This is a genomic window from Rhodococcus sp. 05-2256-B1, from assembly GCF_002258465.1.
Lineage (GTDB): Bacteria > Actinomycetota > Actinomycetes > Mycobacteriales > Mycobacteriaceae > Rhodococcoides > Rhodococcoides fascians.
Genome location: NZ_NOZA01000011.1, coordinates 175,531 through 196,310, shown reverse-complemented (window position 1 = coordinate 196,310; position 20,780 = coordinate 175,531). Strand labels below are relative to the sequence as shown.

The window sequence follows — 20,780 nt, the reverse complement described above, 5'->3', positions numbered from 1 at the left end:
CAGCCGTTACAGCGCCTTGAACCGAGCGATAGCAACCTCACGCTCGTGCTTGTGGTCGACGATCGGATCCACGTACTCCTTGGGTCGGCCGAACTTCAACGTGTGCACGGCTTTTCCCTCCTCACCGCGTAGCTCCGGCACCCAGCGCCGCACGTAATCGCCTGTCGGATCGAATTTCTCACCTTGGGTGATCGGGTTGAACACTCGAAAGTACGGCGAGGCGTCGGTACCGGTGCCCGCGGTCCACTGCCAGCCGTGCTGGTTGTTGGCCAGATCGCCGTCGACGAGATGCTGCATGAAATAGCGGGCACCTCGCCACCACGGCAGGTGCAGGTCTTTGACGAGGAACGACGCGACGATCATACGGACCCGGTTGTGCATCCACTTCTCCGAGTTCAATTGCCGCATACCGGCATCGACGATCGGAAAGCCGGTCTCGCCCTTGCACCAGGCCTCGAACAGCTCGTCGGCGTGCTTGCCCGAGTCCAGTTCGATCTTGTCGAACTTCTTGACGTAGTTCTCCCGCGCACTGTCGGGGCGCTGAAACAGGATGTCGGCGTAGAAGTCTCGCCAGCAGATCTGCCTCCGATACGCAGCGGCACCCTCGTTGCGGAGCTTGCCCAGGTCCGCCAACATGGTTCGCGGGTGAATGGTGCCGTACTTCAGATGCACCGACATCCGGCTCGTCGAATCGAGATCGGGGCGGTTGCGTTCGTCGTCGTACTTCGACACGTCCTCGAGAAAGTCCTTCCACTGCGCCAGTGCGGCTTTCTCGCCTGCATCGGCGTCGGAGGTCTCCTTCTCGCTCGGAACTTTCGCTCTCTTCACGCCTTTCACGTCGTCGGGGTCGATCCACGTCACGGTTTTCGCGGACGTATCGGCCGGTCCGCGCCAACCGTGTTCCATCCACTGCCGTGAGTACGGCGTGAACACCTTGTACGGCTCACCGTCGTCCTTGGTGATTCGTCCGGGCGCAACGGCATACGGCGAACCGGTCTCGACCAGCGTCACCTTCTCGCCGACGCGCTGGTCCCGCTCCCGGCCGTACGGACCGTAATCGGCGCTGATGTGGACCTCGTCGGCGTCGATCGCCTTCGCCACCTTCGGCACCACCGTCTCGGGGTCACCGTGTACCACCATCAGTCTGCCGTCGAGCTGCTCGTTCAGTGCCTCGAGCGACCGGAACAGGAAGTCCTTGCGCGGACCGCCGGAGGGCTTCAGCAAACGGTCGTCCAGTACGAAGAGCCCCAGTACCGGATCCCCGGACTCGGCAGCGGCGGTGAGGGTGGGCAGATCCCCCAGTCGGAGATCACGGCGAAACCAAACGAGCGACATGCCGACAGTCTTACCCAACCCGGCTACGAGCAACCCCCATCGCTGTTTCGGGGATTCTCAGAGAATCGCCAATCCATGCTCACCGCCGCCGCAACATCGGCCCCTACCTTGGGAAATACGCCGATCAGCCGCGAGCAGAGGAGAGAACATCATGACGAACATCCGCCCCTTCCCCGGTGCCCTCTCCCTCGTCGAGAGCACCTGCACGTTCGAGAAGTACTACGAGCAGCTCTATGCCAAGGCACCCGCCCTCGCCTGGACCCTCGACGCCGACGTCGATCGCCGCACGGCCCTGGAAGAATTCTTTGCCAAGACGCCCGAGGAGCGGCGTACCACCGTCGACAGCTGGGTTGCCTAGCATTGGGAGGTGACCGAATCGCCGAGCACCCCCGCCACCGTCCTCGTCGTCGACGATGACACCGATGTGTTGTCGTCGTTGCAGCGCGGCCTACGCCTGTCCGGCTTCACGGTCATCACGGCGTCGGACGGGGCCGAGGCGCTCGGCGTGGTGTCGCGCACCTCGCCCGACGCGATCGTGCTGGACATCAACATGCCGGTGCTCGACGGCGCAAGCGTCGTGACTGCATTGCGCGCCATGGGGAACGACATTCCGATCTGTGTTCTCAGTGCCCGCAGCTCCGTGGACGATCGCATCGCCGGTCTCGAATCCGGTGCCGACGACTACCTCACCAAACCGTTCGTGCTCGCCGAGCTGGTTGCCCGCATCCGGGCCATGCTCCGACGGCGCGGCACCAGTCCGGTCATTCCCGCAGCCGATCCTGGCATCCCCAATTCGGCTGTCGCCGTTGGCACTTTGGTCGTCGACATCGCCGGGTACCGAGTGCACCGCGGCGGCGTCGACATCGATCTCACGAAGCGCGAGTTCGAGTTGCTGGCCATTCTTGCGCGCAACAAGGGCGTCGTACTGACGCGCGAGCGACTCCTCGAATTGGTCTGGGGATACGACTTCGTTGCCGACACCAACGTCGTCGACGTGTTCGTCGGCTATCTACGCCGCAAACTCGAGAGCGACGGCTCGCCGCGCATCCTGCACACCGTCCGCGGTGTGGGCTTCGTCGTGCGGGAGTCGGTATGAGTTTCTCACTTCGCGCCAGGGTCGCGGCGGCGACTGCCCTCGGTGCCACCCTCGTCGTGGCGGCCCTGGCCGTGGTGACGTCGGTGGCCATTTCCCGTAACAACGTCAACCAGCTCGACGAGCGTCTGACGACGGCATCGCAGGTGCTGGTCCCGAACTCGTCGACGCTGGAAGCCTTCATCGATCAGCTGTCCGGCGCGTTCGCTGTCACCATTCGCAGCGGAGACATCGTCGTCGCCTCGACGCCGACGCGGTTGCCGGCCCTCGACACCGGTTCTCAGACAGTGGATGTGGACGGTCAGCGGTTTCGGGTCTACACCGCGACCTCGACCGTGGTCTCGTCCGTGTCCATCTCCATCGGTGTCCCGGCCATCGAGGCGCAGCAGGTGACCGACGAGCAACAGAGACAGGTGATCCTGCTGGGGCTGGCGGCGGTCGCCGTGTCGACGGGCCTGGGTTGGCTGTTCGGAGGACGTGCCGTCAGACCGCTGGTGACGCTGACGCGGCAGGTCAGCGCTCAGCCTCCGTCGGCGCCGCAGACCCGAACCGGAGTCACCGAGGCCGACGAGCTCGCGGTCGCGATCGGGGGCATGCTCACCCGACTGAACGAGGCACAGGAACGCACCAATGCCGCCCTGGACACGGCGCGCGATTTCGCGGCCGTGTCGGCCCACGAGCTGCGCACCCCGTTGACTGCGATGCGTACCGACATCGAAGTGTTGCGCACCCTCGACCTCGAGCGCGCGCAGCAACAGGAAATTCTGACCGACCTCGAGCGCACCCAAGGCCGAGTCGAGACGACGCTGACCGCGCTCGAACGATTGGCATCGGGTGAATTGTCCAGCGAGGGCGACCGGGTCGAGACCGACATCATCGACATCTGCGACGTCGCCGCGCAGGATGCGCAGCGTCAGCACCCGGGTCTGGACGTTCGGGTGGAGTCGGAACCGGAGTGCGAGATCACGATTCGCGCACTACCCACCGGAGTTCGACTCGCGGTGGACAACGCGATCGGCAACGCCGTCCGGCACGGCGGGGCGAGCACCGTCGTCATTCGCGTCGAGCGCGCGGACGCGCTGGTCCGAATCCTGATCGACGACAACGGATCCGGCGTTCCGGTGGACGAACGCGAATCGGTGTTCGGACGCTTCGAGCGTGGAGCCGGAGCCGCGAAGGGCGGCTCCGGCCTCGGTCTCGCGCTGGTGGCCCAGCAGGCCGAATTGCACGGTGGCCGCGCATATCTGGCAGACAGCCCCCTCGGGGGTGCCCGATTGGTGCTCGAGCTACAGGACCGCTGACGAGAGATCTGCTACTTGACGTCGAGCAGATCGATGACGAAGACGAGCGTCTTGCCGGACAGACGGTGACCTGCGCCGGCGGGGCCGTACGCGAGCTCCGGCGGGATGGTGAGCTGGCGGCGTCCGCCGACCTTCATCCCGGGGATGCCGTCCTGCCAGCCCTGAATGAGACCACGGAGCGGGAACTGGATGGACTCGCCGCGGTTCCAGGACGAGTCGAACTCCTCGCCGGTGTCGAACTCGACGCCGACGTAGTGCACCTCTACGTTTCCGCCCGGCACTGCCTCTGCGCCGTCACCTTCGACGAGGTCGACCGTCACCAGATCCAACGGTGCCGGTCCGGCTTGAAATTCGATCACTGGCTTCGTCACTGAAGTCTCCTGCGGTTGTGCCGGCCCGCCGACGCCGACTGCGGTGTTCTGGGCATGGTCGGCACCGATTTTACGTCGTCACGGTCAGCCGATCGGAGCTGGCATCAACATCGTCTTGTATTCGCAGGTCAGCGTATTGCCGGTTGCGGGGTCGGACATCTCGACCTTCCAGGTGTCGGCGAACTGGTTCACACCGGGGTGCATCGAGATGGTGCCGGAGATCAACACGGTTCCACGGGCGAACAGTCCACGGTCGGCGAGCACGTCGAGCCAGTAGTGCGGAGCGAGAAGATCACCGAGTGTTCCGGTCTGAATTGCGACGCCGTCCGCCCACGCGGTCAAGGTGATCTCGTCCAGCCGATCGGCGACCTCCGACAGACGCCACGCGCCGGTGCCGAGCACATCGGGAGCCGCGTTCTTGCTCCACGCGACACTGTGCACCTCCAGGTCACGGTCGGTGTGATCGCAGGCGACCGTCAGCAGCACGTCGTCGATCGTGTCGCCCAGGATCACCAGCGCCCACTCGGCCTCGCCCGACGTACGGCCGTGCTGGACGGCAACGGCGTCCGTCTGCTGCGCCAGGTACGGCGAAATGGGATACAGCGCCGGGGTCACCGTCGGAGCCGGAACGCCCAGTTCGGCCAGCTCCGCGATGTGCGACGCCACCTCCTCCTGGTTGCGTCCGGCGTACCCGGCGTTGAGCAACGCGTTCACCTCGACCGATTCGGAGGTGCCGTCGGGCAGCGTGAATGTGAGCATCAGTAAGGACCCTCTCCTCGTAAATTTTCTGTTTCCGATGCGCACAAAGGCTTGCGCATACGTCTTGTATACAGCAAGTATGGAGCACGTACAACGGATAGAGTGATCCCAGGCACACGAAGGAGTCGTCATGACCGAACCTGTTTCGGTAGATAGAAAAGGCCTGGCCAAGGCCTTTGCGGCCAGCCTCACCGGAACGGCATTGGAGTGGTACGACTTCGCGGTCTACTCGGCCGCCGCAGCTCTGGTGTTTCCGCTGGTCTTCTTCCCGGACAGCGACCCACTGACCGGGACTCTGCTGGCTTTCTCGACATACGCGGTCGGGTACGTCGCCCGTCCGGTCGGAGGGTTCGTCTTCGGCCGGCTCGGCGACGTCATCGGACGAAAACAGCTCCTCGTCATCACCCTGATGTTGATCGGCGTCACGACCTTCGCCATCGGTCTGATCCCCGGATACGACTCCATCGGCATCGCGGCACCGATCATTCTCGTCACGATGCGCTTCTGTCAGGGCGTTGCCGTCGGCGGCGAATGGGGCGGAGCCGTTCTCCTGTCGAGCGAATACGGCGATCCCCGCAAACGCGGATTCTGGTCTTCCGCAGCACAGATCGGACCACCCGCGGGCAACCTGCTCGCCAACGGTGCACTTGCCGTTCTGACGCTGACATTGACCGACCAGCAGTTCGAGTCCTGGGGATGGCGCGTGGCGTTCCTGTTCTCCGCGGTACTCGTCGGATTCGGTCTGTGGATCCGGTTGAAGCTCGAGGACACCCCGGTGTTCAAGGCGCTGCAGGAAAGCGGCGAACGTTCCGAGGCACCGATCAGCGAAGTGTTCAAGACCGAACTGCGACCCCTGGTGGCAGGCATCATGTCTCGTGTCGCGCCGGACGTCATCTACGCACTGTTCACCGTCTTCTCGATCACCTACGGCACACAGAAGTTGGGCTTCGAGCGCAGTGAGGTACTGACCGCCATTCTGATCGGGTCGGCATGCCAACTCGGCCTGATCCCGCTCGCCGGAGCAGTGTCCGACCGCATCAACCGACGCCTCGTCTACGGCGTCGCAGCCGTGGGCGGTGTCGCGTGGAGTGCGATCTTCTTCCTCGTCATCGGCGGAGGATCGCTACCGCTGCTGATCCTGGGTGTGGTGGTGGGCCTGGCGTTCCACTCGTTCATGTACGGGCCACAGGCAGCATTCGTCACCGAGCAGTTCAGCGTTCGATTGCGCTCGACCGGCAGCTCGTTGGCGTACACGATCGCCGGTGTCTTCGGTGGTGCGATGGCTCCGCTGATCTTCGTCTACCTGTTGGACAAGACGGACAGCTGGGTGCCGATCGCCGGGTACATCGTCGTTGTCGGCGCCGTGACACTCGTCGGCCTCGCCCTCGGACGCAACCCGGACCCCACCGAGGACGAGCACTACGTGCTGCTGGGCCAGCAGCACGAAAATGCTACGCGCGCAACAGAGTCTGAAGCGTGACCTCGAGGTGAGCGTCGATCTTCTCGTGCACCAGGCCCTCGTCGCCGGCACTCAGTGCGTCGATGATGGCCTGGTGCTCGGCGCACACTCGGTGTTGCCGGTTGGCGGCGGTGAACAACGCACTCAAGCCCACTCGGAGCTGACGCGCCCGCAAACCGGCATACGTGCGCGAGAGCAGATCACTGCCCGCCGAATCGATCAAACTCTGATGGAACGTCCCGTCCCAGTCGATGAATTCCTTGGGAGCGTCGGTGCTGTCGGAATTCATCAGCAGCTCCTGCTGATGCAACGCATGCTGCATCGCCGCGATCGGAGCGTCACCGGCACGCAGCGCCCGCGACGCCGCGTGCCGTTCCAGAACGCCTCGCAGATCCATCAATTCGGCGATCTGCCGTCCGGACATCGCCGGCACATGAGCACCGCGCTTGGGCACCATCTCGACCAGACCCTCGGACTGCAGCATCAGCAACGCCTCACGGACCGGCGTGCGCGATACGCCGATTCGAGTCGCAAGTTCCTGTTCGTTCAGAAAAGTGCCGGTGGCGGCCGGTGACGACAACACCTGATCACGGACGAACTGGTACGCCTTGTCCCTCCCCGACAGTGGTTGCATACGATATGTATACCTGTCTTCCCCCGACGAAACCAGGAGTCACACCGTGAGCTCGACTATCCGCATCAGCCTGGCCCAGATCACCAGTGGCGAAAATCCCACCGAGAACCTCGAACTCGTCGAGACCCACACCCGCGCCGCGGCGCACGCAGGCTCGGACCTCGTCGTGTTCCCGGAGGCGATGATGCGCTGCTTCGGCGGACCCATCCGAAAGTTCGCACAGCCACTGGACGGCGAATGGGCACAGACCGTTCGTCGGATCGCGTCCGACGCCGGCATCACCGTCGTCGCCGGAATGTTCACTCCCGCGCCCGACGACAGAGTGACCAACACACTGCTCGTCACCGGCCCGGGCGTCGAGGCGAGCTACGACAAGATTCATCTGTTCGACGCGTTCGGATTCGCCGAATCCGATACCGTCGCACCGGGTTCCGACCCGCTCGTGCTCGACATCGCGGGAGTCCGCGTCGGCTTCGCGACCTGCTACGACATTCGCTTCCCTGCCCTGTTCCAGAAACTCGGGGACCTCGGTGCCGAACTCGTCGTGGTTCCGGCGTCGTGGGGATCGGGCGACGGCAAAGTGGAGCAGTGGACCCTGCTCGCCCGCGCACGCGCCCTGGACTCGACCACATTCATCGCGGCCTGCGATCAAGCCGAACCTGCTGCCGCCGAAGGCAATGCTCCGCTGGGCGTCGGCCACAGCATTGTCTGCTCCCCCACCGGCGAGATCCTCGGCCAACTCGACGCGACACCCGGAATGCTGACGATCGACATTCATACCGAGTTGGTCGACGCCGTGCGCAAGAACCTGCCAGTGCTGAAGAACCGCAAGCACTTCGACGCCTGAGTGCGCCGCGAACTCGAAGTTATGGACGAATTCCGGCCGAATCTCGTCCATAACTTCGAACTCGGCGCGCGAACGCGCCCGTCACGCAGCGAGATCGCAGTTGTGCAGCCGAAAGTGGCCATATCACCTGCGTAACTGCGAACTCGGCGCGCGAACGCGCCCGTCACACAGCGAGATCGCAGTTATGTCGACGAAACAGCCCATATCGCCTGCGTAACTGCGAACTCGGCGGGATACGCAGGCCGACAACGACAACGCCGCCGGCTCCCGAGGGAGTCGGCGGCGTCGTTGTGCAGCAAGAACTAGCGGGAGCTGACGTCCTGGTAGTCGCGCTCGGTGTAGCCGGTGTAGATCTGGCGCGGACGGCCGATCTTGCCGGTGGTGTCCTCGTTCTGCTCACGCCAGTGCGCGATCCAGCCCGGGAGACGGCCCATCGCGAACAGCACCGTGAACATGCGCGGCGGGAAGCCCATCGCGCGGTAGATCAGGCCGGTGTAGAAGTCCACGTTGGGGTACAGCTTGCGCTCGACGAAGTAGTCGTCGGTGAGTGCGGTCTCTTCGAGCTTGAGGGCGATCTCGAGCAGTTCGTCGCCGTTGCCCAGCTTGCCCAGGATCGTGTGTGCGGTTTCCTTGACCAGCGTCGCGCGCGGATCGAAGTTCTTGTACACCCGGTGTCCGAAGCCCATGAGCTTGACGCCGTCTTCCTTGTTCTTCACTCGACGCAGGAAGTCGGTGGCGTCGCCGCCCTCGGCCTTGATCTTGTCGAGCATCTCGAGCACGGCCTGGTTGGCACCGCCGTGCAGCGGGCCCCACAGCGCGTTGATGCCGCCGGAGATCGAGGTGAAGAGGTTGGCCTGCGAGGATCCGACGAGGCGGACCGTCGACGTGGAGCAGTTCTGCTCGTGGTCGGCGTGCAGGATGAGCAGCATGTCGAGTGCCTTGACGATCTCGGGATCGACCTCGTACGGCTCGGCGGGGAAGCCGAACGTCATGCGCAGGAAGTTCTCGACCAGGCTCTTCGAGTTGTCCGGGTACAGGAACGGCTGACCGACCGACTTCTTGTAGGCGTACGCCGCGATGGTCGGCAGCTTGGCCAGCAGACGGATGGTGGAGAGCTCGACCTGCTCGGGATCGTTCGGCTCGAGCGAATCCTGGTAGTACGCCGACAGTGCGTTGACCGCGCTCGACAGCACCGGCATCGGGTGAGCGTTGCGCGGAAAGCCGTCGAAGAAACGCTTGAGGTCCTCGTGCAGCAACGTGTGGCGACGGATGCGGTCGGTGAACGTCTCGAGCTCGTCCTCGGACGGCAGCTCCCCGTAGATCAACAGGTAGCTGACCTCGATGAACGACGACTTGCCCGCAAGCTGTTCGATCGGGTAACCGCGGTAGCGCAGGATCCCCGCGTCACCGTCGATGTACGTGATGGCCGACTTGGTGGACGCGGTGTTGACGAACCCGCCGTCCAGCGTCGTGTAGCCGGTGGTCGCCAGCAGCTTTCCCAGCTCGATACCGTTGTTGCCTTCACTGGCCTCGGCAATCGACATGGAATATTCGCCACCGGGGTAGGTGAGGGTGGCTTTGGCATCATTCTCAGCGGGCACGAATGGTCCCTCTCGAACTCGTGTAACGGACACGTACTTAAAACGGACAGTTCTAACGTCGCTAGTGAAACTAGTCTCTCGGTGCCTCGGACGCCCAGGGAGGGTCGGCACCGGGTCGTGAAACCGTGATCGCGGCTGCCGTGGCAGCGAACGAAAGAGCTTGCCGCCAATCCTCCCCGGTCATCTCCTGTACCGCTTTCGATGTGATAATGGTCTCTTTTTCCAGGTAGCTCAACAGTGCGCCGTGCACGGTGTCACCAGCGCCGATCGTGTCGACGACGTCGACGGCAACGCCCGGTACCGACACCTCCTCGGCTGCTGTCACTCCCGTGGCCGTCGTCTCCCCGGACGCGGTGAACACCGAGATTCCGTCTCCGCCGCGGGTCATCACCACCGCGGTCACCCCGGCGGCGAGCCAGTCGTCGACGGTGGTGCCCTGGGTGCCCAGTCCCAGCCAGTGCGAGTCGTCCTCGGACACCTTGAGAATGTCGATGCTCGGCAACCACGAGCGAAAGCGATCGCGGAATCCGTCGGCGGTGATGTCGCCGCTGGTGCTGTCGATGGCGGCCGGGCGAATGTTGGGGTCGAGCATCGTCAGCTTGCCCGCGGCCCGAGCTCGATGCAGCAGTTCGGCGTACACCGACGCGCCGGGCTCGTACAGCAACGACAACGTGCCGAAGGACAGAACGCTGATCTCGTCGGGCAGATCACCGGGATCGGCGACGAGTCGATCGGCCGTGCCATCGGCGTAGAACGAGTACTCGGCGCTGCCGTCCTCGGCGAGGGTCGTCATCGCCAACGTCGTCGGCTCGTCACCGCGCTGCACCCACGAGATGTCGACCCCGGCATCGCGCAGACTCGCCAGGATCTGCTCGCCGAACGAGTCGCGGGAGATGCGGGAGAGATAGGCAACCGGCGACCCCAACCGACCGATCGAGATGGCGACGTTGAACGGCCCGCCGCCGAGTTTCGGTGAGAGCAGCGGCCCCTCGTGCACCGGCACCAGATCCACCAATGCTTCGCCGCACACCAGAATCGTCACTTCTCGTACTCCATTCCCCAGCTGCCGGACCAGGTCTGCCCCGGGTCGAGCACGATCAGATCGATCTCGGAATTCAACGCGTCGGGCGGGCAGGTCATCGGTTCGATCGCCAACGCACGTCCCCGATCCGGGTACGCCTGATCGTTGGCGGGATCGGCGGTGAACACCTGCACCCACCCGAAGTTGCTGTCGGTCCACAGCACCGTCGCGGTGCCGTCGGGGCCACGCAGTGTGTGCTTCGCGCGTCCGTCTACGTCCGGCACCGAGGCACTGAACGGAGTGTCGAGCTGCACGCCCTCGAGGTTCCGAGGCTGCCGAAAGTCGTACTCGGTATCGGCCGTCGGCACCGAAAGCCCTACGGGCAGATTGCGTACCGGATCGAGCGGCAGCCGCGTACCCGCGGACAGTTCGAGCGTGCATTCGTCGAGGGGTACGTCCCCGACACGCACGTAGGTATGGAATCCCATTCCGTACGGCGCAGCCGATTCGCCCGTGTTCGTCGCCGACGCGGTCACCGTCAGACCGTCGTCGGACAGCTCGTGTGCCACCGTCAATCGCAACGAGAACGGCCAACCCTCGTGCGTACCGATGTCCACGCTCTGCTCGACGCGAGACTCGGTGTGCTCGTCGAGAGTCCACTCCACCCGTCGGACGAAACCGTGGCTCGCGTTGTTGCGGGCCGGTTCGGTGATCTCCAACCGATGTTCGACGCCTTCGAACGTGAACGTTCCGTCGGCCGTTCGATTGGGCCACGGGGCCAACACCAGTCCCGCCGACAGCGGCGGCTTGGTGCCCGCCTCACACGTTTCGGTGAGCGGTGAGCCGTCGTACTCGAGGACCCGCAGGCCCGCTCCGACAGCAGCGACGTCGGCGCGATACTTGCCGCTCGTCAACGAATACGTCTGCGCCTCAGCTGTGGGAGCCATGCGAGCCATTGTCCACGACGGTGTCGTCCACCGTCTTGCTACCGACGATTGCGCCGACTCGGTAGCGAATGAATGCCGGTAGCGCGAGGGCTGCGATCGAGACACCAATGACCACCAGCACACCGCCTCCTGCGGCGGCCGCGGCCGTCCCCACCGAGGCCGCTGCCGCGCCGTGCAGAACATCGCCGATCCGGGGCCCTCCCGCGACGACGACGATGAAGACGCCTTGCAGTCGGCCGCGCATCTCGTCGGTCGCCACCGTCTGCAGCATCGTGCTGCGGAACGCCGCCGAGATCATGTCGGCACCGCCACCGAGCGCCAGAAACGCCAGTGCGAACCACAGGGCAACCGTCGTCGCTCCGTCGGTCGCCGCACCGACGGCGAGCCCGAATCCGATCATCGCCACGCCCCAGACGACGATGCAGATCAACACCGCAAGGCCTTGACGCCGCACGCGCGGTAGCCAACCGGAGAACACTCCACCGAGCACCGCTCCCGCGGACATCGCCGCGAACAGCATGCCCAGCACCGGCCCACCCGAGGCCGGGTCCCCGAAACTGTCGTGGGCGATCTGCGGGAACAGCGCCCGAGGCATCCCGAACACCATGGCGATGATGTCGACGACGAACGACGCCAGCAGCACCTTCTGGGTCGCGAGGTACGCGAAACCCTCGAACACCGAACGCAATCCGGCGCGTTGACCGGACTTGGCCGGCGGAATGCCCGGCAGCCTGATCACCGCCCACAGCGTGGCGAACAGTGCGATGGTGTCGATCAGGTAGAGCGTCTCCAGTCCGATGTAGTAGATGAGGATGCCTGCACTGAGCGGACCGGCGATGGCACCGAAGTTCATCACCGTCATGTTCAGAGAGTTCGCGGCGGGCAGCTGCGCCGCGGGCAGGATTCGCGGCAGTACCGCACTGCGGGTCGGCTGATTGACGGCGAAGAAGGCCTGCTGAACTGCCAACAGCACCAACACGATCCACACGTTGTTCAGTTGCAGGAACGCCTGCAACCAGAACAGTGCCGACGTTCCGATCAGGCCGAACGTGGTGATCATCAACAAGGTTCGGCGGTCCATCACGTCGGCCAGGGCCCCGCCCCACAGCCCGAACACGATGAGGGGCACCAGAGCAAACACGCCCGTCAAGCCGACGTAGGCCGAGCTCAGGGTGATCTGGTAAACCTGTTGCGGCACAGCGACGATCGAGAGCTGCGCGCCGATGACGGTGACGATGTTCGCCAGCCACAGGCGGCGATATGCGGGAGTCTTCAGCGGGGTCGTGTCGGCCAGGATGCCGCGCAGCCCGCTCACGGTTGCAGTCGCTCCATCACACCGCTCGCCGGCATCACTCGAATTCTGTTGTGCATCCGGCTGGTTCGACCCTGCCAGAATTCGACGATCTCCGGTTCGACGCGGATGCCGCCCCAGTTCGGCGGTACCGGCACCTCGCGTTCGTCGAACGTCGCGGTGACCTCGGCCAGTTGCGCGGCGAGAGCGTCGCGAGACACGACGGTTCGCGATTGCTCCGACGCCCATGCGCCCAGCTGGGAGTCGCGCGGTCGCGTCCGCCAGTACGCCTCGGTGGTGTCTCGATCGACTCTGGTGACCGGCCCACGCACCGTGAGCTGACGGGCGATGCCGATCCACGGAAAGGTGATGGACGCGTACGGCGTCGACGCCAATGCGCGGCCCTTGTCCGAGTCGTAGTTGGTGTAGAACACCACGCCCTCGGCGTCGAGGTCCTTGCACAGGACGGTGCGGGTCGCGGGCCTACCGGCAGCGTCGACCGTCCCGAGCACGATCGCGTTGGGCTCGGGCAGATTCGCAGCAACGGCGTCCGAGAGCCACTGCCGGGCCAGTGGCAACCAGCCGTCGCTCAGGGCGTCGACGTCGAGATCCTTGGGCTCGCCGTAGTCCACTCGCATGGTGGCCAGGCGCTGTTCGTCTGCAGACACGAACCCAGACGCTACTCCCGCGTAAAAGCTCGCTATGGTTTCCGCAAGCACGCCCGGATGCGGCGCAGAGCCGGGCGCAGTCGCGACGAGGGAGTCCACAGACCATGGCTGTTCAACACGTTCCCGAAGATTTCGTTCCCGGTCTCGAAGGTGTGGTCGCCTTCACCTCCGACATCGCCGAGCCCGACAAGGACGGCGGCGCACTGCGTTACCGCGGAGTCGACATCGAGGAACTGGTTGCACAGGGCGTCACCTTCGGCGATGTGTGGGCGCTGTTGGTCGACGGGGAATTCGGCCGCGGCCTGCCACCGGCCGAGCCGTTCCCCCTGCCCATCCACACCGGCGACGTCCGCGTCGACGTCCAAGCAGGCCTGGCGATGCTCGCTCCCATCTGGGGGTATCAGCCGGTACTCGACATCGACGACAGCACCGCCCGCGACAACCTGGCCCGCGCCTCGGTGATGGCACTGTCCTACGTCGCGCAGTCCGCTCGCGGCATCTACCAGCCCGCTGTGCCCCAGAGCCGCATCGATCAGGCGGCCACCGTGACCGAGCGCTTCATGGTCCGCTGGAAGGGCGAGCCCGACCCCGCCCACGTCGCCGCCATCGACGCCTACTGGGTCTCCGCCGCCGAACACGGCATGAATGCATCGACGTTCACCGCCCGAGTCATCGCCTCCACCGGAGCCGACGTCGCAGCATGTCTCTCCGGAGCCATCGGCGCGATGTCCGGCCCGCTGCACGGCGGCGCGCCGGCCCGCGTACTGCCCATGATCGAAGAAGTCGAGAAGACCGGCGACGCCCGCGCGCTGATCACCGGGATCCTCGACCGCAAGGAAAAGCTCATGGGCTTCGGGCACCGCGTCTACCGCGCCGAGGACCCCCGAGCCCGCGTGCTGCGCGCCACCGCCAAGCGCCTGAACGCTCCGCGCTACGAGGTTGCCGCCGCGCTCGAACAAGCCGCGTTGACGGAACTGCGCGAACGCCGCCCCGATCGAGCCATCGAGACCAACGTCGAGTTCTGGGCCGCCGTGATCCTCGACTTCGCCGAGGTCCCGGCACACATGATGCCCGCAATGTTCACCTGCGGGCGTACCGCCGGCTGGTGTGCTCACATTCTCGAGCAGAAGCGCCTGGGCAAGTTGGTGCGCCCGGCTGCCCTCTACACCGGCCCCGAACCGCGCACCCCCGACTCCGTCGACGGCTGGGACCTGATCCGGTAGTCGACGGTGTCAGGACACCCGACTAGCCTGTGGAGGCCATATTCCATCGACGCTAGGACGCGCTACTCCATGGCCGATTTGCCGATCATTCCCGCCGATCTTCTTCCCTCCGACGGACGCTTCGGTTGCGGCCCGTCCAAGGTTCGCCCCGAGCAGCTGCAGTCCCTGGTCGACGTCGGTGCGTCCGTGTTCGGCACCAGCCACCGCCAGAAGCCCGTCAAGGACGTCGTCGGACGCGTGCGCAGTGGTCTGAAGGATCTGTTCTCGCTCCCCGAGGGCTACGAGGTCGTGCTCGGCAACGGTGGCACCACCGCGTTCTGGGATGCCGCTGCGTTCGGTCTCATCCGGGAGAAGTCGCTGCACCTGACCAACGGTGAGTTCAGCTCGAAGTTCGCCTCGGTGGCCAAGAACAACCCGTTCATCGGCGATCCGATCGTCGTCAAGGCAGAGCCCGGCAGCGCGCCCGAGCCCACGTCGGATCCGTCCGTGGACCTCATCGGTTGGGCCCACAACGAGACCTCGACGGGCGTGGCCATCCCGGTCAGCCGTCCGGCCGGCTCGGAGAACGCCCTCATCGCGATCGACGCCACCTCCGGTGCCGGCGGTCTGCCGGTGAACGTCGCCGATTCCGACGTCTACTACTTCGCTCCGCAGAAGTGCTTCGCCGCCGACGGTGGCCTGTGGGTCGCGCTGATGAGCCCGGCCGCGCTCGCCCGCGTCGACGAGATCGCCTCCAGTGGCCGGTGGGTTCCGGACTTCCTGTCGTTGCCGATCGCCGTCGACAACAGCAGCAAGAACCAGACGTACAACACCCCCGCAGTGGCGACGCTTCTGCTCTTCGCAGACCAGATCGAATGGCTCAATTCGCAGGGTGGCCTGGACTGGGCCACGAAGCGGACCGCGGACTCGTCCTCACGCCTGTACGACTGGGCCGAGAACAGTGAATTCGCAACGCCGTTCGTGACCAACCCGGAACATCGCAGCCAGGTCGTCGGCACGATCGACTTCGACGAGAAGGTCGACGCAGCCCAGGTTGCGAAGATCCTGCGCGCCAACGGCGTCGTCGACACCGAGCCGTACCGCAAGCTCGGCCGCAACCAGCTGCGTGTCGGTATGTTCCCGGCCATCGAGCCGGACGACATCACCGCACTGACGAAGAGCATCGACTGGGTCGTGTCCACGCTGAGCTAGTCGGCAGCCAACTCACAGCTACAGCGCTCCCTCCGAGGCCTACACTTGCTATCAATTACGCAAGCGTAACGACCTCGGAGGGAGCATTCGTATGTCCAGGCTCCTCTCCGTTGTTCTACGACTGCGGGTGACGCTCGTGTTCTGCCTGCTCACCGCCGCAGGAACCGTCACTCTCGGGCAGATCGGGCCGCACGATCGTTGGCATGTGCTGCACGCCGCGAGCACCAACCTGCACAATCTCACGGACGGTCATCTCGCCACGCTCGTCACCAGCGCCTTCCTCACCGAAGGCCGGCCCGATTGGTGGTGGCTCGCCTCGGTCGCCATCCTGTTCGCCGTCGCCGAGTGGGTCTCGGGGTGGCGCCGGTTTCTGATCACGTTCTGCGCCGGGCACATCGGCGCGACGGCACTGGTGGCTGTCGGGCTGTTCGTCGGCATCCACGTCGACTGGGTTGCCGACTCGTTGGCCGTAGCCGTCGACGTCGGGGTCAGTTATGCCGCAGCTGCAGTGGCGGGGTCCTTGATTCGATACCTGACGATGCCGTGGCGCGCAGTGTGGGGCGCATTGTGGATCGCCGTTGTCGCCGCCGGAGCCATCACGGATCCCTCGTTCACCGCTGCCGGCCACGCCCTGGCGCTGACCATCGGACTCGGACTCGGCGTGTTCTTTCTTCGTCGAGATTCAATGCCGTTGTCGCGCAATCGAATCGATTCGACTTCGGCCGATCGGGTGCAACCGAGCGCGCAGCTGTCTACTCTCTGAGAAAGAAACCGACGCCGCCGCCGCGAGGCGTGTCGGACACCCGCCGAATACGGTAGGTGAACTAGGCTCGAATTCGACGGTATCGCGAGCCGGCGCGATGAGGAGGTCAAGGTGCGAGACTTACGTGTGGTGGGTCTCGAGGCCGACGGAAAGTTCGTCGTGTGCGCAGATCCCAAAACCGGCGACAGATTCCGGCTTCCAGCCGACGACAAACTCCGCGCAGCCTCACGCGGAGACATCGCTCGACTAGGACAGATTGAGATCGAAATGGACAGCTTGCTTCGGCCGAAGGAAATTCAGGCCCGTATCCGCAGCGGCGCGACCATCGAACAGGTCGCCGCCGATTCCGGAATGGCCATCAGCCGAGTCGAGGTGTTCGCGCACCCTGTACTGCTCGAGCGTTCGCAGGCAGCGTCGATGGCCCAGGCCGGACATCCGCTGCGGCACGACGGCCCGGCTGTGCAGACCCTGCTCGACATCGTCACCCTCGCCTTCCGCGCTCGCGGACACAACCTCGACGACGCGGCGTGGGACGCCTGGCGCGACGAGGACAACAAGTGGGTCGCCCAGCTGAAGTGGCAGGCAGGGCGCACCACGAACAAAGCGCACTGGCAGTTCTTGCCCGACGGTCACGGCGGCACCATCGCACCACTCGACGACACCGCACGCGAACTGATCGACCCGGACTTCGGACGTCAACTCCGCGGCCTGGCCCCGGTACGTGCACTCGCCTCCGCCGAGGACTCCGACGAGACCTCGCAGCAGAGTTTCGACGAGTACTACGGCACCACCGCCGACAGCGAGATCGACGCCGAGACCATCGACGTCGAGGTGGACGATGCGCCGACTCCCGAGCCCGAGCAGCCGCGCGAACCGGTGGCGAGGGAGCCCAGGCCCGCACCCAAGCCTGCCGCCGGTCACACCAGCGGCAAGGACAAGCGTGGCAAGCCGGCCATGCCATCGTGGGAAGACGTCCTGCTCGGTGTGCGCAGCAGCGGTCACAACTGAGTTCTTCGTGTGACCGATGTGCCGCGCGATGTCGGAGTGTCGACACCCACACCGTAGGCTTCGATGGAAGTCACGGAGAGAGAGGTGCCGGTAGTGGGGGCCAAAGCATCAACGATCTGGTACGTGGACGCACCGGATCCCATATCGGTACTGCGAGAAGCCACCACCTCCGACTGGAACGCCGCCAGTGCGCTCGTCGGACGGCTCTACCCCCATCTCACGGCCGTCCCCCTCGAGCAGGGACCCATCTCGACTTCGGCGGGTGTGGACGACGATCACGTGTTCATCGGGTGCTACCCCGGCGTCACTGTCGTCTGCGGATCCAACTTGTCGGTGCCCACGCCGTCGACCCTTCCCGAATCCGTCACCCGCCCACTGGCCTCCGAGCACACCTACCTCGTCGCCTCGGACCCCGAGCATGCCTGGGGTGCGTTCGCCTACTGGGAGCGCGGTGAATTCCGACGCTCGTTCAGCGCCACCCCCGTCTACATCTACGAGGACGTGGGGCTACCTCTGGTGTGGGAGCGTCCGTTCTGGGCCGGTGACCACCCGCTGATCTATCCGCCCGGAGTGATGCCGGATCCGCAGTCACTACCGTTCCACCCCCAGGAATTCGCCGAAGCCGCCAACGCCGAATGGCTCGGCTTCCGCTACACCGGTGCCCCGAAGCCCGGCGAGCTCGACCCCAATGCGCTGCCAGTCTGCGGTTTCACCATGTACGTACCGGGCCAAGAGCCGCAGCCCCAGAACGTTCCGGTCCAGAATGCACCCGCAGCGGAATCGGCCCAGCCCGCACCGCGACCGAAGAAGCGCTGGTTCTCCCGCAAATAGTGGCTCGGGTGGGCACCGTTGCACACAACGACCGACAATGGACGGGATTCCGCCGATCGTCGCCGGTAGTGCGCACCCATGCCCGGGCCGGGCGGTCAGAACGCCAGAGCCGCCAGGGCCACGAAACTCAGAAGCGCGCCGGCGCTCGCTCCGTACACGGCCCAACGCCATACCGGAACGCCGAACCATCGCATTACCGTCGGGGCTGCACCCGCCACGACGACGAGGTTGAGGCCGATCGCGAGCAGCGGATGAACTCTGGCCAGTTCCACGCCGAACGCCGTCAGTGCCACCGCGACGAGGATCGCCGAGATCACGGCAACCGGGACACCGGTCCAGCGGACGTCCGGGTCCCTCACGTCAGACGCACCCGTTCGTAGAAGCCCATCGCCGCGGCCGTCGCGACATTGAGCGAATCGGTACCGGGAGCCATCGGAATCCGAGCGCGAATGTCGGTGGCGCGCATGGCATGTTCGGTCAGGCCGGGCCCCTCGGCACCGAGCAGCAACGCGACCTTCTCCCCCGTCATCGCCGTCGCCAGAGACACCGCCTCCGGGTTCGGCGTCAGCGAGATCAGCTGAAAACCGTGCCGCCGCACCCGATCGAGGCCACGAGGCCACTCGGGCACCTTCGCGAACGGCACTCGGAGCACATGCCCCATCGACACCCGGACAGACCGTCGGTACAGGGGATCGGCGCAGGCGGCACCGAACAACACCGCGTCCACCCCGAGACCGGCCGCATTGCGGAACATGGACCCGAGATTCTCGTGATCGTTGACGCCTTCCAGAATCGCCACCGTGCTCGCGCCCGCCAGCACGTCGTCCAGATCGAGGGCCGGCGGCCTGTTCGCCGCCGCCAACACACCACGGTTGAGGTGGAAGCCGACGACCTCGGCCATCACCTCGGCCGACGTCCGATAGAACGGAACGTCCGAATCGGCGAGGTCCTCGCGCAACGCGTCGAGCCGTCGATCCACGCCGAGCAGGCTGATCATCGGAAAACGCGAGCTCAGCAGGCGCTGCGCGACGAGCACGCCCTCCGCGATCACCAATCCTTTGCCCTCGGGCAGATCGGGGCGCCTGTCCGAGGAATTGAGGTCGCGGAAGTCGTCGAGCCGCGGGTCGAGGGGATCGTCGATGTCGATTACATGCACCACCTGCTCATCTTCTCACCCGGCATTTCTGGCAGTCCCTCGGCGAACCACCACCCCGGTATGGAAAAGTTGTGAGCGATGACTACCGACGAATCGATCACCATCCGTACCGCCACCGACGACGACTGGGATGCCGTCGCGCTGCTCGACGCCCATGCGTTCGGCGAGCACCAGAACGCCGAGGACCTGGCCGAGACGCAGATCCTGACGAAGTCCGAGCACGTCTACCTGGCGTGGGACGGCGAGACCCCGGTCGGTGTGGCCATGCACTTCCCGATGTCGGTGACCGTTCCCGGCGGAGCTCAGGTCGAGGCATCGGGAGTGTCCTGGGTGTCCGTCGCGCCGACACATCGCCGACGCGGCATCCTGCGATCGATGTTCACCCAGCAGCACCGCGCTCTGAACGACGCGGGTGCACCGTTGTCCCTGCTGACGGCCAGCGAGGCGACGATCTACGGACGCTTCGGGTACGGGCCGGTGACCGAGGAGATCAGCGTCTCGATCGACCGTCGGTTCGCTCAGTTCCGTCAGGACGCTCCCCCGGCTACCGGGGTGCGACTGATCGAATCGGCCGAGGCCACCGAACTGCTTCCCGACATCTACCACCGCTGGCAGCAGCAGACCGCAGGCGCGCAGCCCAAGCCGCCGATCCGCTGGGAGCGCTTCTTCGCCGATCGCGAGAACCGACGCGGCGGACTGACCGCACTGTTCTTCGTCGTACATCCCGACGGATACGTCGCTTACCGACGCGGACGCAACCCGAGCCGGGTCGTGGTGGAGGAATTCATCGCGGTGACCGACGACGCCTACGCCGCGCTGTGGCAGATCCTCGTCGGCGTGGACCTGGTAGACACCATCGAGGTACGGCAGGCACGCGACGAGGCACTGCCGTTCCTGCTGACCAACAACCGGCTGCCGAAGGTCACCGCTCACCACGACGCTCTGTGGGCCCGGATCATGCATGTCGAGGCTGCCCTCGAGGCGCGCACCTATGCCCTCGACACATCACTGATCATCGCCGTCCGGGATCCCTTCCTCGACGCAGGCGGTACCTATTCGCTGACCGTCACGGACGGCAGAGCCACCTGCACGCGGGTGGAATCCGAGCCGGACATCGAACTCGACATCGACGTACTCGCCAGCATCTACTTCGGTACCCACCGAGCCCGATTGTTCGCCGCGGCCAATCGCCTCACCGCCCGCAACGAGGAATCACTGCACGCACTCGACCTGACGTTCGGAACAGCGCGTCCCGCCGTCATGGGTTGGGGTTTCTGAGCG

General features: G+C 65.3%; 22 protein-coding genes. 11 read left to right on the top strand and 11 right to left on the bottom strand.

What is annotated here, in order from left to right:
- Positions 1-6 precede the first annotated feature (6 nt).
- On the bottom strand, positions 7-1,335 hold the full coding sequence (locus tag CH285_RS02875; RefSeq protein WP_032388604.1) for a cryptochrome/photolyase family protein: 1,329 nt from the start codon (positions 1,333-1,335) through the stop codon (positions 7-9).
- Positions 1,336-1,486: 151 nt separating this feature from the next.
- On the opposite strand from CH285_RS02875, the gene CH285_RS02870 reads away from it, so the two are divergent.
- From CH285_RS02870 to CH285_RS02860, 3 genes are read left to right on the top strand one after another with little or no spacing between them, the layout of a single operon-like run.
- Positions 1,487-1,693, top strand: a complete 207-nt coding sequence (locus tag CH285_RS02870) for a hypothetical protein (RefSeq protein ID WP_032365896.1) — start codon at positions 1,487-1,489, stop codon at positions 1,691-1,693.
- 9 nt (positions 1,694-1,702) lie between these two features.
- On the top strand, positions 1,703-2,431 hold the full coding sequence (locus CH285_RS02865; RefSeq protein WP_094644462.1) for a response regulator transcription factor: 729 nt from the start codon (positions 1,703-1,705) through the stop codon (positions 2,429-2,431).
- On the top strand, positions 2,428-3,729 hold the full coding sequence (locus CH285_RS02860; RefSeq protein ID WP_027495933.1) for a sensor histidine kinase: 1,302 nt from the start codon (positions 2,428-2,430) through the stop codon (positions 3,727-3,729). The genes CH285_RS02865 and CH285_RS02860 overlap by 4 nt, the downstream gene beginning before the upstream one ends.
- 11 nt (positions 3,730-3,740) lie before the next feature.
- Here the strand turns inward: CH285_RS02860 and CH285_RS02855 are convergent, their stop codons facing one another.
- Both CH285_RS02855 and CH285_RS02850 read right to left on the bottom strand, forming a co-directional pair.
- The gene (locus CH285_RS02855) at positions 3,741-4,100 is read right to left on the bottom strand and encodes an FKBP-type peptidyl-prolyl cis-trans isomerase (RefSeq protein ID WP_027495932.1); all 360 of its coding nucleotides are present in this window, start codon (positions 4,098-4,100) and stop codon (positions 3,741-3,743) included.
- 84 nt (positions 4,101-4,184) lie between these two features.
- A complete protein-coding gene (locus CH285_RS02850; RefSeq protein WP_094644461.1) occupies positions 4,185-4,859 on the bottom strand; it encodes a DUF2848 domain-containing protein in 675 nt (224 codons plus the stop codon).
- A 130-nt stretch (positions 4,860-4,989) separates the two neighbouring features.
- Between CH285_RS02850 and CH285_RS02845 the strand changes: the two genes are divergently transcribed.
- A complete protein-coding gene (locus CH285_RS02845) occupies positions 4,990-6,339 on the top strand; it encodes an MFS transporter (RefSeq protein ID WP_027495930.1) in 1,350 nt (449 codons plus the stop codon).
- Here CH285_RS02845 and CH285_RS02840 read toward each other — a convergent pair.
- The gene (locus CH285_RS02840) at positions 6,311-6,952 is read right to left on the bottom strand and encodes a GntR family transcriptional regulator (protein WP_032365894.1); all 642 of its coding nucleotides are present in this window, start codon (positions 6,950-6,952) and stop codon (positions 6,311-6,313) included. The genes CH285_RS02845 and CH285_RS02840 overlap by 29 nt on opposite strands.
- Before the next feature lie 46 nt (positions 6,953-6,998).
- Here CH285_RS02840 and CH285_RS02835 point away from each other — a divergent pair, with 46 nt between their 5' ends.
- Positions 6,999-7,799 (top strand): carbon-nitrogen hydrolase family protein, encoded by an 801-nt coding sequence (locus tag CH285_RS02835; RefSeq protein WP_032399881.1) that lies wholly within the window; start codon positions 6,999-7,001, stop codon positions 7,797-7,799.
- Positions 7,800-8,101: 302 nt separating this feature from the next.
- Here CH285_RS02835 and CH285_RS02830 read toward each other — a convergent pair whose 3' ends face one another.
- From CH285_RS02830 to pdxH, 5 genes are all read right to left on the bottom strand, one after another.
- Entirely contained in the window at positions 8,102-9,400 is a 1,299-nt protein-coding gene (locus CH285_RS02830; protein WP_027495925.1) for a citrate synthase, read from the bottom strand.
- A 70-nt stretch (positions 9,401-9,470) separates the two neighbouring features.
- A complete protein-coding gene (locus tag CH285_RS02825; protein ID WP_027495924.1) occupies positions 9,471-10,442 on the bottom strand; it encodes a carbohydrate kinase family protein in 972 nt (323 codons plus the stop codon).
- On the bottom strand, positions 10,439-11,368 hold the full coding sequence (locus tag CH285_RS02820; RefSeq protein ID WP_094644602.1) for an aldose 1-epimerase family protein: 930 nt from the start codon (positions 11,366-11,368) through the stop codon (positions 10,439-10,441). Before CH285_RS02820 ends, CH285_RS02825 begins: the two co-directional genes overlap by 4 nt.
- Positions 11,352-12,674: an MFS transporter gene (locus CH285_RS02815; protein WP_176458423.1), complete on the bottom strand. Its 1,323-nt coding sequence runs from the start codon at positions 12,672-12,674 to the stop codon at positions 11,352-11,354. Before CH285_RS02815 ends, CH285_RS02820 begins: the two co-directional genes overlap by 17 nt.
- Positions 12,675-12,679: 5 nt before the next feature.
- Positions 12,680-13,297: a pyridoxamine 5'-phosphate oxidase gene (pdxH, locus tag CH285_RS02810; RefSeq protein WP_141214914.1), complete on the bottom strand. Its 618-nt coding sequence runs from the start codon at positions 13,295-13,297 to the stop codon at positions 12,680-12,682.
- A 134-nt stretch (positions 13,298-13,431) separates the two neighbouring features.
- Here pdxH and CH285_RS02805 point away from each other — a divergent pair, with 134 nt between their 5' ends.
- From CH285_RS02805 to CH285_RS02785, 5 genes are all read left to right on the top strand, one after another.
- Positions 13,432-14,550 (top strand): citrate synthase 2, encoded by a 1,119-nt coding sequence (locus tag CH285_RS02805; RefSeq protein ID WP_027495921.1) that lies wholly within the window; start codon positions 13,432-13,434, stop codon positions 14,548-14,550.
- Between the two features lie 69 nt (positions 14,551-14,619).
- Complete coding sequence (gene serC, locus CH285_RS02800) at positions 14,620-15,741, top strand: phosphoserine transaminase (RefSeq protein ID WP_094644458.1); 1,122 nt, start codon at positions 14,620-14,622, stop codon at positions 15,739-15,741.
- Positions 15,742-15,832: 91 nt separating this feature from the next.
- The gene (locus CH285_RS02795) at positions 15,833-16,504 is read left to right on the top strand and encodes a rhomboid-like protein (RefSeq protein WP_094644457.1); all 672 of its coding nucleotides are present in this window, start codon (positions 15,833-15,835) and stop codon (positions 16,502-16,504) included.
- Positions 16,505-16,615: 111 nt separating this feature from the next.
- Entirely contained in the window at positions 16,616-17,512 is an 897-nt protein-coding gene (gene sepH, locus CH285_RS02790; RefSeq protein ID WP_094644456.1) for a septation protein SepH, read from the top strand.
- 63 nt (positions 17,513-17,575) lie between these two features.
- Positions 17,576-18,343 carry a DUF6928 family protein gene (locus CH285_RS02785; protein WP_094644455.1) on the top strand — a complete coding sequence of 256 codons (768 nt, stop codon included), beginning with the start codon at positions 17,576-17,578 and terminating at the stop codon, positions 18,341-18,343.
- A 95-nt stretch (positions 18,344-18,438) separates the two neighbouring features.
- On the opposite strand, the gene CH285_RS02780 is transcribed toward CH285_RS02785, so the two are convergent.
- Positions 18,439-18,702 carry a DUF2537 domain-containing protein gene (locus CH285_RS02780; RefSeq protein WP_094644454.1) on the bottom strand — a complete coding sequence of 88 codons (264 nt, stop codon included), beginning with the start codon at positions 18,700-18,702 and terminating at the stop codon, positions 18,439-18,441.
- Entirely contained in the window at positions 18,699-19,502 is an 804-nt protein-coding gene (locus tag CH285_RS02775; protein WP_027495915.1) for a TrmH family RNA methyltransferase, read from the bottom strand. The genes CH285_RS02780 and CH285_RS02775 overlap by 4 nt, the downstream gene beginning before the upstream one ends.
- Positions 19,503-19,577: 75 nt before the next feature.
- Between CH285_RS02775 and CH285_RS02770 the strand changes: the two genes are divergently transcribed.
- Entirely contained in the window at positions 19,578-20,777 is a 1,200-nt protein-coding gene (locus CH285_RS02770; protein WP_032407634.1) for a GNAT family N-acetyltransferase, read from the top strand.
- Positions 20,778-20,780 lie beyond the last annotated feature (3 nt).

What these genes read in the sequence shown, in the direction of transcription:
- CH285_RS02875 (WP_032388604.1), bottom strand. Translation starts at nt 1,335, where the DNA reads ATGTCGCTCGTTTGGTTTCGCCGTGATCTCCGACTGGGGGATCTGCCC.
- CH285_RS02870 (WP_032365896.1), top strand. Translation starts at nt 1,487, where the DNA reads ATGACGAACATCCGCCCCTTCCCCGGTGCCCTCTCCCTCGTCGAGAGC.
- CH285_RS02860 (WP_027495933.1), top strand. Translation starts at nt 2,428, where the DNA reads ATGAGTTTCTCACTTCGCGCCAGGGTCGCGGCGGCGACTGCCCTCGGT.
- CH285_RS02850 (WP_094644461.1), bottom strand. Translation starts at nt 4,859, where the DNA reads ATGCTCACATTCACGCTGCCCGACGGCACCTCCGAATCGGTCGAGGTG.
- CH285_RS02845 (WP_027495930.1), top strand. Translation starts at nt 4,990, where the DNA reads ATGACCGAACCTGTTTCGGTAGATAGAAAAGGCCTGGCCAAGGCCTTT.
- CH285_RS02840 (WP_032365894.1), bottom strand. Translation starts at nt 6,952, where the DNA reads ATGCAACCACTGTCGGGGAGGGACAAGGCGTACCAGTTCGTCCGTGAT.
- CH285_RS02820 (WP_094644602.1), bottom strand. Translation starts at nt 11,368, where the DNA reads ATGGCTCCCACAGCTGAGGCGCAGACGTATTCGTTGACGAGCGGCAAG.
- pdxH (WP_141214914.1), bottom strand. Translation starts at nt 13,297, where the DNA reads ATGCGAGTGGACTACGGCGAGCCCAAGGATCTCGACGTCGACGCCCTG.
- CH285_RS02805 (WP_027495921.1), top strand. Translation starts at nt 13,432, where the DNA reads ATGGCTGTTCAACACGTTCCCGAAGATTTCGTTCCCGGTCTCGAAGGT.
- serC (WP_094644458.1), top strand. Translation starts at nt 14,620, where the DNA reads ATGGCCGATTTGCCGATCATTCCCGCCGATCTTCTTCCCTCCGACGGA.
- CH285_RS02795 (WP_094644457.1), top strand. Translation starts at nt 15,833, where the DNA reads ATGTCCAGGCTCCTCTCCGTTGTTCTACGACTGCGGGTGACGCTCGTG.
- CH285_RS02785 (WP_094644455.1), top strand. Translation starts at nt 17,576, where the DNA reads ATGGAAGTCACGGAGAGAGAGGTGCCGGTAGTGGGGGCCAAAGCATCA.
- CH285_RS02770 (WP_032407634.1), top strand. Translation starts at nt 19,578, where the DNA reads ATGACTACCGACGAATCGATCACCATCCGTACCGCCACCGACGACGAC.